Source organism: Streptomyces sp. NPDC013187, assembly GCF_042899705.1.
GTDB classification, from domain to species: domain Bacteria; phylum Actinomycetota; class Actinomycetes; order Streptomycetales; family Streptomycetaceae; genus Streptomyces; species Streptomyces hawaiiensis_A.
On sequence record NZ_JBIBAF010000025.1, the window covers coordinates 46,455 to 59,417 of the forward strand.

The 12,963-nt window shown below is 73.7% G+C and carries 13 protein-coding genes; 7 read left to right on the forward strand and 6 right to left on the reverse strand.

The genetic code is table 11. The features are described from left to right. Nucleotides 1-7: 7 nt before the first annotated feature. The 3 genes from ACFY5B_RS36880 to ACFY5B_RS36890 form a co-directional block, all read right to left on the reverse strand. Nucleotides 8-328: a SelT/SelW/SelH family protein gene (locus ACFY5B_RS36880; protein ID WP_389978719.1), complete on the reverse strand. Its 321-nt coding sequence runs from the start codon at nt 326-328 to the stop codon at nt 8-10. Then, nucleotides 325-1,239: a HipA family kinase gene (locus ACFY5B_RS36885; RefSeq protein ID WP_389978817.1), complete on the reverse strand. Its 915-nt coding sequence runs from the start codon at nt 1,237-1,239 to the stop codon at nt 325-327. The genes ACFY5B_RS36880 and ACFY5B_RS36885 overlap by 4 nt, the downstream gene beginning before the upstream one ends. Nucleotides 1,240-1,336: 97 nt before the next feature. Next, entirely contained in the window at nt 1,337-2,620 is a 1,284-nt protein-coding gene (locus ACFY5B_RS36890) for a cytochrome P450 (RefSeq protein WP_389978820.1), read from the reverse strand. A 283-nt stretch (nt 2,621-2,903) separates the two neighbouring features. On the opposite strand from ACFY5B_RS36890, the gene ACFY5B_RS36895 reads away from it, so the two are divergent. From ACFY5B_RS36895 to ACFY5B_RS36910, 4 genes are all read left to right on the forward strand, one after another. Next, entirely contained in the window at nt 2,904-3,854 is a 951-nt protein-coding gene (locus ACFY5B_RS36895) for a Rieske 2Fe-2S domain-containing protein (protein WP_389978721.1), read from the forward strand. After that, the gene (locus tag ACFY5B_RS36900; RefSeq protein WP_389978724.1) at nt 3,832-4,380 is read left to right on the forward strand and encodes a DUF1360 domain-containing protein; all 549 of its coding nucleotides are present in this window, start codon (nt 3,832-3,834) and stop codon (nt 4,378-4,380) included. The genes ACFY5B_RS36895 and ACFY5B_RS36900 overlap by 23 nt, the downstream gene beginning before the upstream one ends. A gap of 151 nt (nt 4,381-4,531) precedes the next feature. Continuing rightward, nucleotides 4,532-6,031, forward strand: coding sequence for an APC family permease (locus ACFY5B_RS36905; protein WP_389978727.1), 1,500 nt, complete (start codon nt 4,532-4,534; stop codon nt 6,029-6,031). 2 nt (nt 6,032-6,033) lie between these two features. After that, nucleotides 6,034-6,453, forward strand: a complete 420-nt coding sequence (locus ACFY5B_RS36910) for a universal stress protein (RefSeq protein WP_389978730.1) — start codon at nt 6,034-6,036, stop codon at nt 6,451-6,453. Nucleotides 6,454-6,588: 135 nt separating this feature from the next. On the opposite strand, the gene ACFY5B_RS36915 is transcribed toward ACFY5B_RS36910, so the two are convergent. Then, nucleotides 6,589-6,960: a (2Fe-2S) ferredoxin domain-containing protein gene (locus tag ACFY5B_RS36915; protein ID WP_389978733.1), complete on the reverse strand. Its 372-nt coding sequence runs from the start codon at nt 6,958-6,960 to the stop codon at nt 6,589-6,591. Nucleotides 6,961-7,023: 63 nt separating this feature from the next. Further along, complete coding sequence (locus ACFY5B_RS36920) at nt 7,024-8,559, reverse strand: IucA/IucC family protein (protein WP_389978736.1); 1,536 nt, start codon at nt 8,557-8,559, stop codon at nt 7,024-7,026. Nucleotides 8,560-8,660: 101 nt separating this feature from the next. Between ACFY5B_RS36920 and ACFY5B_RS36925 the strand changes: the two genes are divergently transcribed. Genes ACFY5B_RS36925 through ACFY5B_RS36935 form a run of 3 tightly spaced genes read left to right on the forward strand, consistent with a single transcriptional unit; the run spans nt 8,661 to nt 12,255 of the window. After that, complete coding sequence (locus tag ACFY5B_RS36925) at nt 8,661-10,154, forward strand: IucA/IucC family protein (protein ID WP_389978739.1); 1,494 nt, start codon at nt 8,661-8,663, stop codon at nt 10,152-10,154. A gap of 44 nt (nt 10,155-10,198) precedes the next feature. Further along, nucleotides 10,199-11,464, forward strand: a complete 1,266-nt coding sequence (locus tag ACFY5B_RS36930) for a VWA domain-containing protein (protein WP_389978741.1) — start codon at nt 10,199-10,201, stop codon at nt 11,462-11,464. Next, a complete protein-coding gene (locus tag ACFY5B_RS36935; RefSeq protein WP_389978744.1) occupies nt 11,464-12,255 on the forward strand; it encodes a hypothetical protein in 792 nt (263 codons plus the stop codon). Before ACFY5B_RS36930 ends, ACFY5B_RS36935 begins: the two co-directional genes overlap by 1 nt. Nucleotides 12,256-12,306: 51 nt before the next feature. Here the strand turns inward: ACFY5B_RS36935 and ACFY5B_RS36940 are convergent, their stop codons facing one another. Further along, a complete protein-coding gene (locus ACFY5B_RS36940; protein ID WP_389978747.1) occupies nt 12,307-12,933 on the reverse strand; it encodes a winged helix-turn-helix transcriptional regulator in 627 nt (208 codons plus the stop codon). Nucleotides 12,934-12,963 lie beyond the last annotated feature (30 nt).

Genomic DNA, 12,963 nt, shown 5'->3' on the forward strand with positions numbered 1-12,963 from the left:
ACAGCCGCTACCGCTCCGAGTGGCCCAGGGTTCTGCCCGGGGCCACTCGGTCGCGTACGGCCCGCTTCACGGCCGTCGGCTCCGGGAAGCCCTGCTCGCGCCGGTCCCAGACGACCTCGTCGCCGACGCGGACGACGAACACCCCGCCGGTGCCGGGTTTCAGGGCCAGTTCTGTCAGTTCGGCCTCGAAGGTCGTCAGCAGCTCCTGCGCCAGCCAGGCCGCGCGGGGCAGCCAACGGCACTGGGTGCAGTACTCGATCTCGACCCGCCGCGAGGCGCCGGGGGAGTCCTCCGGCGGTTCGCTCTCGATTCGCTGAACGTCCGTCATCCGAGGTGCACCGACCAATCCTGCTGTGCCGCGGGCTTGCCGTGCAGGTCGGGCACCTGCCTGAGCCACGCGGGGCGTCCTTGCTGGTTCCTCGCCGCCCGCAGGGCCTCCTCGGCGGCGAGCTCCTCCCGGCTGGGGAAGTCGGTGGGCAGCCAGGCCGCGGAGGCCCGCACGCGTGCGTGGAGGTACGTCACATAGGCCTCGCGCGCCTCGTCCGCGGTGGCGAAGCCCGGCTCGTCCGCGAGCCAGGCGTCCGGGACCTCGGCGAGGATCCGCCACAGCAGTTCCTCGGTGACCCGGGGCGCCAGTTCGGCGTCGGCGGCCCGGACGTCGGGGCCGTGGTGGCCGAGGGCGTGATGCCGGAAGTCGTAGGCCTTGCGGGGGTCGGTGGCGTCCCAGCGATGGTGGAAGACGAGGGCGGCGCCGTGGTCGATCAGCCATAGCCGCGGGGGCGCGACGCCGAGGGTGGGCCAGAGCATCAGGTTGGAACTGTGCACCGTGCGGTCGACGTTCACGGTCAGGGCGTCGAGCCAGACGATCCTCCCCGCCTCCAGCGGAGCGACGGGGAAGATCCGGGCGATCTCCGGCGTGAGGTCCCGGGCGCCCGGCAGGTAGTCCATGCCGAGGTTGACGCCCGCACTGGCCGCGTGCAGACCCCGCACCTCCTGGTGCGGCTCGTGGTCGGCGATCGACGGGTCGAAGTGCACCAGAACCAGCTCGGGGAAGCGCAGGCCCAGGGCGCGGGCCAGTTCCCCCACGATGACCTCGGCGACGAGCGCCTTGCGGCCCTGCGCGGAGCCGGTGAACTTGACGACATAGGTGCCGAGGTCGTCCGCCTCGATGACACCGGGTACGGAGCCGCCGGACCGCAGGGGTTCGACGTAGCGGGTCGCGGTGACCTCTCTCAGCATGGTCCAGGGCTCCACGGGGGCAGAATCCGAAGGGGCCATGGTAACCGGGCGGGACGGCCGCGCAGCGGCCCTGGCCGCGGGCGGATCCCGGCCGGCCTCAGGGTGCCGCAGGCGTGGCCGCTGGAGCGGGTGCGGGTGTGGGCGCGGGCGCCCGGACGGCGTCCATGACGAAGCCGCTGCGGACCCGGGCCGGCATGCGGTTCAGCGGGATCCGCAGGTCCTGGTCGGGCACCTCGTACTCCAGGCGGGCCAGCCGCGGCACCAGGGCGCGCAGCAGCGCGATCGTGACGTCTTCACCGGGGCAGCGGTGGCCGGTGGTCCGGTCGCCGCCGCCCTGGGGGATCAGGTCGTCGTCCGCGGGCGGCCGCTCGAGGAAACGCCGGGGTTCGAAGGTGTACGGATCGTCCCAGAGGGCGGGGTCGTGGTTCTGCCCGTAGAGGTCGAGCAGGACCAGCGTGCCGGACCGGATGGGCTCGCCGCGCCACTCCAGGTCGGTGACGGCCCGGCCGCCGACGAAGGGCGCGAAGGGGTAGAAGCGCCGCAGCTCGTGGGCGAACGCCACGGCGTGAGCGGGGTCGTCGCCGGTCAGGCGGTCCCGCAGCCCGGGCCTCAGGCGCAGTGCGTGCCCGGCGTAGGTGACGAACCAGCACACCGCGACGGTCGGGCGGATGACGTTGAGCAGTTCGACCGCGGCCGTGTGCGGGTCGAGGAGCCGGCCGTCGGCGTCCCGGTGGCGGGCGATCCCCTCCAGGGCCGACCCGGCCGGCGCGGTGGCGGTCCCCGCCCGCACGTCCTCGACCAGACGTGCCAGCCAGGTCTCGCAGCGGGCCCGTGCCCGGCGGGCCCGCCAGTGGCGTGGGCCCGCCGTGGCGAAACCGTCGACCATGGCGACCAGGTCCCGGGCCAGTGGCCCGACGTCCTCGACCACGAGTCCGGCCCACTGGCACACGCCGCGGGTGAGCACGCGGCTCGTCTCGTCGAACAGCACGACCCGGCGGCCGGACCACGACTCCACCGCCTCGTCCCACTCCGCGGCGACGCGGTCCACCAGACCGGCGACCGCCTCCGCACCGGTGAGCAGGGACAGGAACATGTCCTTGCGCACGCGGTGGTCCGGCCCGTCCAGGGTGTGCACGGCTCCGTGCCCGAACAGCGTGCTCAGTACCGGTCCGGGCAGCGCCGAGCGGCGCTCCACGTGCCGCTCGTCGTAGAAGAACCGCACCGCCTCGGGGCCGTGCAGGGCGACGACCGGCTGTCCCATGAGCCGGGTGCGCACGAGAGGGGCGGAGGTGCGGCGCCTCCGATCGGGCAGCCACGCGTACCCCTTGGCGAGGAGAGCGAGAGAGCTGTCGGCGATCAGTGGACTGCGACCGGGATTCATGGCGCGGCGGGTGCCCGCCGGCTCTGCAGGGAAACGCGACGCGCCCGCCCGCACCGGCAGGGTGTCCGCCGACGCGACGCGCCCGCCCGCCCGGACCGGCAGGGTGTCCGCCGACGCGACGCGCCCGCCCGCACCGGCAGGGGTGTCCGCCGACGGCGACGGCCGGATCCGCGCGGTCCCCGGGCGGCCGGCGGGCCGGGAACACCGCCGCACCGCGCTCCGTTTGCCGCCGGTGGCGGTGGGGACCCGGCGACGCATGAGAGCAACCCCACCTCGTCGGCTGATGCGGCAGAACCGGGTCCTGTGGGTGCTGGACCGCCTGGAGCGGGAGGCCAGGGCCGATGCGGTGATAGCGACGCTCCGCAGGGGCGTGCGGGCGCTGCCCCTGGGACGCGGCCGGGACCTGCTGCACGGCAGGTCGCTGGGGCACCCGGCGCATCCGCTGCTGGTGCAGGTGCCGATCGGAAGCTGGCTGTCGGCGGCCGTCCTGGATCTGCGCCCCGGCCGCTCGCGCGAATCACGGCTGCTGGTCGGGGTCGGACTGGGCGCCGCCGCCCCCGCGGCCCTGGCGGGCTGGGTGGACTGGGCGGAGCTGCACCGCACGCAGCAGCGCGTCGGGCTGGTGCACGCCCTGTCCAACACGGCGGCCGTCGGCCTGTACGCCGCCTCGCTCGCCTGCCGCCTGAAGGGGCGCGAGGGCGCGGGCCGGGCGTACGGCTTCCTGGGGCTGACCGCGGTCGGGATCGGCGGCATGCTCGGCGGCCACCTGGCCTACCGGCAGGCCTCCGGCGCCAACCACGCCGAGGAGGTCCCGAACGTCGTCTCGCAGGGCTGGCACCGGATCGGGGCCGTGGCCGAGTTCCCGGCCGGTGAGGCGGTGCGGCGCAGCGTGGACGACGTGCCGGTGCTCGTGGTGCGCGAGACCGGTGGGGCGATCCACGCACTCGCCGAGCGGTGCAGCCACCTCGCGGGGCCGCTGTCCGAGGGCACCGTCGCCGACGGATGTGTGCGGTGCCCGTGGCACGGCAGCGTCTTCCGGCTCTCCGACGGCTGGAACGTGCGCGGACCGGCCACCGCGCCCCAGCCCTCCTTCGAAACGCGGGTCACCGACGGCCATGTCGAGGTGCGCCTGCGTCACCAGGACGGTGGGAGGCACGCGGGGAACGGGGAACCTGCCGGGCGACGGAACGCAGCACGAACGGGGGCCGCCCATGGGTACGGCGACAGGACCTGAGAGCCGACTCGCGCGCCGGCTGCGCGGAGCCCTCCGGCGCGCCCACGGGGACTACGCGGCAGGGCACGACCGGCCGCTGGGCGGCTACACCGCGGCCATGGCGGGATTCACCGCGTTCACGGCGGCATGGGCCACGGCGGTACGACGTCGCGGGCGCCCGCTGCCGGAGCGGCCCGAGGCCTGGGACGTGGTCCTGACCTCGGTGGCCACCTTCCGGCTCAGCCGGTTGCTCACGAAGGCATCGGTGACCAGCCCGTTGCGGGCCCCGTTCACCCGGTACGTCGGGCCGCAGGGTCCCGCCGAGCTGCACGAGGAGGCTCAGCCCGAGCAGGGCAGGCACACCGCCGGCGAGCTCGCGACCTGCCCGTTCTGCATGAGCGTCTGGGTCGCCTCGGCGCTGACCGCCGGCCAGTTGCTCTGGCCGCGCGCGACCCGTACGGCCATGGGCACGCTCACCGCCCTGGCCGGGGCGGACACGCTGCAGCTCGCGTACGGCGCGCTGCTGGACAAGACGACCGGCGACTGACCGCGGCCGCCCGCGCCGTACGTCCGTCGCGCTCGTGCCGGCGCGCGGCCTGGGGCCCGGAAGCGACATGACGCACTGAAGGTACATAAATCACCAAAGTCCCTCGAAAGTGCCTGTTGTATGGACGCACACACAACGGGAGCGAGGGAGCATGGCCAAGGACATCACGGACTCGGGCCCGCCCCCGGAGGCGAGCCTGAAGCCCGATGCGATCGGATTCCTCGACGCCCTGGTCATCGGGCTCAACGCGACCTCCCCCGCGTATTCCGTGGCGGCGGTGATCGGTCCCGTCGTGGCGCTGGTCGGCATCTACGCCCCCGGCGTGATGCTCGCGTCGTTCGTGCCCATGCTGCTGATCGCCTCGGCGTTCTACTACCTCAACAAGGTCGACCAGGACTGCGGCACGACGTTCTCCTGGGTCACCCGGGCCATGGGGCCGTGGGCGGGCTGGCTCGGCGGCTGGGCCATCACGATGACCGGCGTCCTGGTCGTCGGATCGCTCGCGGACGTCGCCGTGACGTTCTTCCTGCTCGCCGTCGGCCTCGACAGCTGGGCGGAACACGACGTGGTGCGCCAGGTGCTGACGGTGCTGCTCATCCTGGTGATGACGGCCGTCTGCGTGATCGGCACCGAGATCTCGGCCAAGGTGCAGAACGTCCTCATCCTGGCTCAGGTCGCCTGCCTGCTCGCCTTCGCCGTGGTGGCGCTCTCCCGCGTCTACGCGGACACCGGCACCCTCGACGCCATCGATCCGGAGTTCGGCTGGCTCGACCCGTTCGGAGCCGGCGGGGCGTCACTGACCGCGTCCCTGCTGCTGGGCGTGTTCATCTACTGGGGGTGGGAGTCGGCGGTCAACCTCACCGAGGAGGTCGAGGACTCGGCCACCGCCCCCGGCAAGGCGGCCGTCTGGTCGACGGTGCTGCTGGTGGTGACCTATGTCGCGGTCGCCTTCGCGGTCGTCGCCTACGCGGGCACGGACTACCTGGCCGAGAACGCGGCGGAGGAGGAGTTCGTCTTCGCGCTGCTCGCCGAGGAGGCGATGGGCGGCTGGGACTGGGTGGTGCTGCTGGCGGTGTCGACGTCCGCGCTCGCCTCCACACAGACGACGATCATCCCGGCCTCGCGCACGGGCCTGTCCATGGCTCGCCGGCACGCGCTGCCCGCGCACTTCGGCCACATCCACCCGCGCTTCCGCACCCCCGACGTGAGTACCTGGTGGGTCGCGGGCATCGCCGTCGTCTGGTACCTCGTCCTGTTCCACATCAGTGAGAACGCCCTCTTCGACTCCCTCACCGCCCTGTCCCTGCTGATCGCGTTCTACTACGCCCTCACGGGTCTGGCCTGCGCGGTCTACTACCGCCGCCAGCTGACCCGCAGTGCCCGCAACCTCTTCCTGATCGGCCTCGGACCGCTGATCGGCGCGGGACTGCTGGCGTGGCTGCTGGTCGAATCCGTGGCGGACATGTCCGACCCCGACAACTCCTACAGCGGCGTCTCCTGGTTCGGGATCGGTCCGCCGCTCGTCATCGGCATCGGCATCGTCGTCGCGGGCGTCGTCCTGATGGTCGTGTGGCGGCTGACGGCGCCCGCCTTCTGGTCGGAACACCCGGGCGTGGTCGACCCGGCCCTCGTCGACGGCAAGGAGTCCTGAAGATGTCGGTGGTCCTCGGCTACGACGAGTCCCCGGGTGCCCTCAGCGCACTGCGCGTCGCCATCGAGGTGGCGACCGCGTACGACGAACCCTTGGTGATCGTCTACGGCGTCGCGGCCCCCGGCGTCACGGGCGAGGAGTACGGCGCTCATCACGAGGCCGTCCGCGAGGCCGGCAACACCGCGCTCGGCCACGCGGTACGGGTGGCCGACGAGGCCGGGGTGCGGACGTCGGTGGAGCTCATCGACGAGCGGCCCGCGCAGGCGCTGATCGAGGCGGCGGCACGTCATGGCGCCCGGGTCATCGTGGTGGGCACGTGGGGCGAGAGCCCGGTGCGCGGGGCGCTGCTGGGCTCGACCCCGCACAAGCTGCTGCACCTGTCCGGCGTGCCGGTGCTCTGCGTTCCGGCGACGGAGTCATGAGGCTCCTGCCACGCCGGCCGTGCCATGCGGCCCGTGTCATGCGGCCCGTGTCATGAGCCCTGGTCAACAGGCCCTCTTTCATGACCCCTGCTTCATGAGCCCTGCTTCATGAGCCCTGCTTCATGAGCGCGAGTTTCATGAGCTGTCGGCGGCGCGTCTGGTGAGCGGGCTGAAGACGTACAGGTCGAGGATGTCGGGCACCGGCGCGACGCCGGGGCCGCCCGCCCGTACCCAGGACACGACGTCCTCGGTGGCGGCCGGGTCGTTGACCAGCCCCAGCCACACCGGACGGCCCCCGGCGGCCCGGCCCTCGACGGAGGGCTGGACGACGATGACGTTGGCCTGGTCGCAGACGTCGAGGCAGTCGGAGACGCGCACCGGCGCGGCCTCGCGCAGGCGCTCGGTCTGGGCGGCGTGGTCGACGCCGGTGACCTTGGGGCTGCCGCAGCAGCAGTCACGGCAGACGACGATGCGGCAGGGCACCCCTGCGTCCGGCGTCGCGGACATGCCACCCCCTCTCTCGCTGGCTGTGGTGATCATCTTTTCATGCGGGCGCCGGGCCCCGGTGGGTCAGGTTCCCTGCGCGAGCGGGTTGGGCAGGGGCCGGTAGCGGGCGTCGGCACCGTCCGCGCCGGTCCAGCGCAGCAGCAGGTTGGTCTTCGCGGGGAGGGTCGGAGAGGTGAGCAGGGTGCGGATCTCGGGGAGGTCGTGACGGGCGAGTTCGCGGCGGGCTGCGGGCCAGGGGTCGAACCCGGGGTGCCGTTCGGCGAGGGCGCCGGCGATCTCGATGAGGTGATTGACGATCAGGCAGTACACGAGCCGCTCCCAGCCCACCTGCCGCGTCACGTCCGGCAGCAGCTTCACGCCCTCGGCGTCCCGGTACAGCGCCTGCACCGGCAGCCCGTCGGCGTCCACGGCGACCAGCGTGTTCTGCAGGTGGGCCTCGATGACGACACCGTGCTCGGCGAACGCCGTCAGCGCCGGGGGCACGACTTGGGCCAGGTACGCCGCCCACCAGACGCCTGGGTCGGCGGCGCGGTCGAGCGGGCTGCCGTCGAAGCCCTCGACGAGAGCGGCGGCGAGCACCGGTGCCGCGCCGGGCAGCAGGCGGCCGGCGAAGCCGTCTCGGACGAGGACGGCCAGGGCCTCGAAGGCGAAGTCGGCGGTGCGGTAGCCGCGGTCGCCGAGCCAGGCGGAAGGCCCGCCGAACGTCTGGAAGGCGGCGCACACGGCCGCGTCCGACCTGCGCAGGGCGAGCAGGTCGTGGCGCCACAGGCGGCGGATGTCGTTGGTGATGCGCACGTCCAGGCTGAACTTGAGGAAGAAATCCCGCTCGGGCGTGTAGAGCGTGCGGATCGCGGCCGTGGGCCAGGCATCCCAGGCGGCGGTGCCGAGCCGGATCAGCCTGCCGTCCGCGAAGGCGGTGGCGAGTTCGGGGGCGGACAGCTCCAGTTGCCAGGGGTGGGCCGGGAGCAGCCGGTAGCCGGGCGGGGCCGTGCCCAGTCCGTCGAGGGCGGAGGTGTCGCCCTCCTCGACGACGGTGTCCTCGCGCAGCCCCAGCAGGGTGATCGGGAAGCGGGCGTACGCCTCGGGCGCGTACGGCAGCCAGCGGGCGGTGGGACCGCCCCCGCGCGCCTTGGGGGCCGGGTGGTGGGTGTGGCCGGTCAGGAGGGACTGCTCGGAGCGCAGGTAGAGGTCGTCGGGCGGGGTGGCCCGGGCCCGGGCGTCGAGCAGGGCGGCCACGGCGTCGCGGCTGTCGAGCATCTCGGCGGGCAGTTCGTGGTTGGACAGCCCGGTGTGCCGGCGCAGTTCCTCGGCGACGAGCTTGACCAGCTCGGTGTGGCCGACGCGCTGCCAGGCGCCCCCGACCTCGATCTCCGGCTCGGCGGGCCGCCGCGTTCCGCGCACCCGCAGCAGCCGGTCGGTGCCGGGCAGCCGGTGGACGCGCCGGTCGCCCTCCCGGCGCACCGGCCGGGCGACCTCCCGCAGCAGGCAGTTCAGCAGGGGGACAGCGGCATATGCGTCGGCGAGGGACCCGGTGGCCGGGTCGTCACCTGGGGCCGAGTCGTCGTCGGCGGGCGGGGGCATGAGGTCCACGCGTTCCACTCGTCCCTGTGGTCCTTCCAGCGTTCCGGGCGGAGATGATCAGTATGTCGGTCGTCGCCATTCCGCTGTGACGCCCCTATTCGTACCCGAGGAGCCCGCCCGTGCACCGTCCCCCCACCGCCGAGGCCGAGGTCGCCGACGAACTGTCCGTCGTACGACCCGGGCTCCTGCCGCGGTACGAGGCCGCCCTGCCCGGCGCCCGGGCGGCCGTGCTGTCCCGGCTGTGGCGCGGTCTCGCCCACGAGCCGCTGCCCTGGGTCGCCCGCCGGGAGCCGGCCCGGGAGGGCCTGACGCTGTCCCTGTCCGACGGCCGCCGGCTGCACGGCCCCCGGCCGGATCCGTACGCGACCGGCGCGTACGTCACCGTCGTACGGCTGGGCGAGGCGGCGTACGCGGATCCGGCGCGGCTGATGACGGACCTCGCCGTACCGCACTCGGCTTCCTTCGCAGCCGAACTCGGGCACAGCGTCGCCTCGTTGGCGCTGTCGCGGGCGGGGCAGGAGGATGACCGGGAGGACTGGCCGGAGAGCGACTGGGAGTGGGAGCAGCGGATCGTCGACGGGCACCCGTTCCATCCGACGTGCCGGTCCCGGCCCGGCTTCTCGGTGGCCGAACAGTTGGCCTACGCGCCCGAGCACCGGCCGGTCGTGGAGCTGGGGCTGGTGCCGGTGCGGGCGGAAGAGTGCCTGGTGACGGGCGTGTGGCCGGACGAGCTGCGGGACGGGGGCAGTGTGGTGCTGCCGGTGCATCCGTGGCAGGCGGGGCATGTGCTGAAGCGGACGTGCGAGGAGCGGCGCCCCGCGCATCCGCTGATGTCCCTGCGGACACTGGCCCTGCCCGGCGGGCCGCAGGTGAAGACCTCGCTGAGCGCCCGGCTGACGTCCTCGGTGCGGGACATCTCCCTGCCCTCGGTCGCCGCATCGGCGGTGCTGTCGGACTTCGCCGCGACTTTGGCGGCGCGCACGGACGGCCTGCTGCACGTCACCCGGACCCTGGGCGCGGCGGCGGCCGGCTCCCCCGACTTCGCGGCCGTCCTGCGGGAGTCGCCGCAGACGTACGCGGGCAGCGGCGAACGGGTCCTGCCGGTGGCGGCGCTGGCCACCACCGACCTCCCCCGCTCCCCCGCCTGGCTGGCCGGGTTCGCGCGGCTCACGCTCACGGTCGGACTGCGGCTGCTGGAGCTGGGGGTGGCCCTGGAGGCGCACGGACAGAACCTCCTGGTGGTCCTTTCCGCGACGGGAGAACCGCTGCGGCTGGTCTACCGCGACCTGGCCGACATCCGCGTCAGCCCGGCCCGCCTCGCCCGGCACGGCATCACGGTGCCCGAGCTGCCCGCCCGGATGGTCACGGACGACGAACGCGCGCTGCGCCGCAAGCTGTTCGGCTCGCTCGTGGCGGGTGCGCTGGCCGGCACGGCCGGGTCGGGTCCGGCGCTCGGAGCGGCACTGGAGACGGCCGTACGGGACCTGCCGCGCACCCCGGATCGTGCGGCACTGTGCGCCGATGCGCTGCCCACGAAGGCGCTGACGCTGATGCGGCTCTCGCCGCGGACGCCCGGGGACCAATGGGCGGAGCTGCCCAATCCCCTTCGGTGAGACCCGCTTTGGAAGCGGAGCCGGATGATCAATAGGATCCGGCGATGATCACAAGAACACGGCTGGCGGCAGGGGTCTGTGCCCTGCTCGCCGCGCTGACGGCCGGGCTCGCCTTCCCGGCCGGAGCGGCCGCCGGCGAACCCACGGGCCAGGACGCCCCCAAGGTCGACCTCGTCCTCGATGTGAGCGGCTCGATGCGGGCCCGGGACATCGACGGACAGTCGCGGATGGCCGCCGCGAAGCAGGCGTTCAACGAGGTGCTCGACGCGACGCCCGAGGAGGTCGAACTCGGCATCCGCACCCTCGGCGCGAACTACCCGGGGGACGACCGGAAGACGGGCTGCAAGGACACCGCTCAGCTCTACCCCGTCGGCCCCCTCGACCGCACCGAGGCCAAGACGGCCGTCGCCACCCTCACCCCGACGGGCTGGACGCCGATCGGCCCGGCCCTGCTGAAGGCGGCCGGTGACCTGGACGGCGGCGACGGCTCCAAGCGCATCGTGCTGATCAGCGACGGCGAGGACACCTGCGCTCCGCTCGACCCGTGCGAGGTGGCCCGCGAGATCGCCGCCAAGGGCATCGGCCTGACCATCGACACCCTGGGTCTGGTGCCGACCGCGAAGCTGAGCCGGCAGCTGAGCTGCATCGCCGAGGCCACCGGCGGCACCTACACCTCGGTCGAGCACCAGGACGAACTCACCGACCGGGTGAACCAGTTGGTGGACCGGGCGGCCGATCCGGTGGTGACGCCGGTGCCGGCCGAGGGTGCCGACCGGTGTGCCGGGGCGCCGACGCTGAAGTCGGGCCTGTACACCGACCGGGAGGAGTTCGGGCAGCAGCGCTGGTACCGGGTGGACGTGCCACCGGGCCAGGAGCTGCGCGCCTCGGTGAGCGTCGCCGCGGACCGGGCGGTGAACCCCGGCTACGGCGTGCTGATGCGGGCCGTGACGTCGAAGGGCCGCGAGATCGTGCGCGGCGAGGCGGCGGGCGACGGCCGTACGGACGTGATCTCGACGGGCCTGCGCTACCCGAAAGCCGAGAGCGACGACGAGGACGCGCCCGCCGAGGCGGTCTGCCTCGCCGTCTCGCACTCCTTCTCGGCGGCCTCCGGTGTGAAGACCACGCCGGGTCTGCCGCTGGAGCTGACGGTGGACGTCGTGGACGCCCCGAGCCGGGCGGGCGATGTGGCCGCGTTCGGCCTCGGCCGCGGCTGGTGGCTGCTCGGCGTGCTGATCCTCACCGGCTTCCTGGCCGGTCTCGTCTGGGGCTGGCTGTCGCGCTGGCGGGTCGCGGTCTGGAGGACCAACTGATGCGAGTGGTACGAGCGTTGAGCGCGGCGTTGCTGGCCCTCGGAGTGGCGGCCGGCCCGGCAGCGGCCGACGCCTCGCCCAGTCCGTCGCAGGACGAGGCGTCGGCGCCCACCCGGGCCGGTACGTCGTTCCGCACGGCGACGGAGATCGAGCAGGGGCAGCGGGCCACGGCGAGCGGCTCCACGGGTGACTACCTGTACTGGTCGTTCCCCGCCGACACCGGACAGCGCCCCACGGTCGAGGCGACGGTGAAGCTGCCGCAGACCCACGCCTCCCAGACCTGGCAGATCGACGTCTACGACGGTCTGCGCCGCCGCCAGGCCTGCCAGTACGGGGCGCAGACGCGTACGGCGGAGGCGGACACCTCCTCCGTGGAACTGGCCTGTGTCCTGCGCACGGTCCGGGCCTGGTCGGAGCCGTGGGCGAACGATCCGCTGCCGGGTACCTACTACGTCCGGCTGACGGCCACCGGCGTCGCCACCGCCGACCTCGGTCTCCCGGTCGACACCGGGATACGGGCGGACTCCAAGGACATCGGCGGATCCGCGGCGGTGGACGGATCGCTCGCCGAGCCGCTGGTGCCGGGGATCGCCTCGAAGCCCGAGGAGGAGCAGGAGGACGCGGCGGTGCTGGCCGGTCTCGAACCCGAGGACGGCTGGACGTCGGGCCGGTGGTCGGACCGCTGGGTGTGGACCGCGGCCGGTGGTGTTCTCGCCGCCCTCGCGGGTGTCGGCGGATACGCGCTGACGCGCGGGACGGGACGGCCGTCCCGGGTGCCGCCGGGGGCCTGACCGGTCCTCACCTGATCGACCCCGGAAGGCCTGCCCCGTGCGGGCCTTCTCTCATGCCTCGCGCAGCGCCTTGGCGAGGGTGCCCTCGCCGCTCACGGCGACCCGGCCGTCCCGCACGGCGCGAGCCAGGCCCAGCTCCCCACGGGCCAGGGCCGTGCACGTGGCGGTGTCCAGGACGAGCCGGGCGTCCGGCTCCCCGGGCGCGGGCCCGTCGCCGTAGACGGGCCCGTCCTCGGCACCGGCGTACAGATGGAACAGGCCTTCCTCCAGACGCACTTCGACGAGCCCCCCGCCGTCGAGCAGGCCCAGCAGGGGCAGCGCGAACCAGTGCGCCCGGACCGCGTCCGTCGCCCGGCGCTCGCCGAGTTCGGCCTGCCCCCACTCCCCCAGCGCCTGCAGCACAGGCAGCAACGCGCGTCCCCGAGGCGTGACTTCGTACACGTACGCCGCACCGGGCGGCGGCAGCCGGCGCCGGGTCGCGAGGCCGTCGCGCTCCATGTCCCTCAGCCGCGAGGCGAGTACGTCCGTGCTGACGCCGGGCAGGTCCGCGTGCAGATCGGTGTAGCGGCGGGGACCGGCGAGGAGCTCCCGGACGATCAGCAGGGTCCAGCGGTCGCCGACGACGTCGAGCGCACGGGCGGCGGAGCAGTACTGGTCGTAGCTTCGGCGAGGTGGCATGCGACGCAGTCTAGACAACTTGTTGGACTT

Coding starts and splice junctions, on each gene's coding strand:
- ACFY5B_RS36880 (WP_389978719.1), bottom strand. CDS start 328: ATGACGGACGTTCAGCGAATCGAGAGCGAACCGCCGGAGGACTCCCCC.
- ACFY5B_RS36885 (WP_389978817.1), bottom strand. CDS start 1,239: ATGCTGAGAGAGGTCACCGCGACCCGCTACGTCGAACCCCTGCGGTCC.
- ACFY5B_RS36890 (WP_389978820.1), bottom strand. CDS start 2,620: ATGAATCCCGGTCGCAGTCCACTGATCGCCGACAGCTCTCTCGCTCTC.
- ACFY5B_RS36895 (WP_389978721.1), top strand. CDS start 2,904: ATGCGGCAGAACCGGGTCCTGTGGGTGCTGGACCGCCTGGAGCGGGAG.
- ACFY5B_RS36900 (WP_389978724.1), top strand. CDS start 3,832: ATGGGTACGGCGACAGGACCTGAGAGCCGACTCGCGCGCCGGCTGCGC.
- ACFY5B_RS36905 (WP_389978727.1), top strand. CDS start 4,532: ATGGCCAAGGACATCACGGACTCGGGCCCGCCCCCGGAGGCGAGCCTG.
- ACFY5B_RS36910 (WP_389978730.1), top strand. CDS start 6,034: ATGTCGGTGGTCCTCGGCTACGACGAGTCCCCGGGTGCCCTCAGCGCA.
- ACFY5B_RS36915 (WP_389978733.1), bottom strand. CDS start 6,960: ATGTCCGCGACGCCGGACGCAGGGGTGCCCTGCCGCATCGTCGTCTGC.
- ACFY5B_RS36930 (WP_389978741.1), top strand. CDS start 10,199: ATGATCACAAGAACACGGCTGGCGGCAGGGGTCTGTGCCCTGCTCGCC.
- ACFY5B_RS36935 (WP_389978744.1), top strand. CDS start 11,464: ATGCGAGTGGTACGAGCGTTGAGCGCGGCGTTGCTGGCCCTCGGAGTG.
- ACFY5B_RS36940 (WP_389978747.1), bottom strand. CDS start 12,933: ATGCCACCTCGCCGAAGCTACGACCAGTACTGCTCCGCCGCCCGTGCG.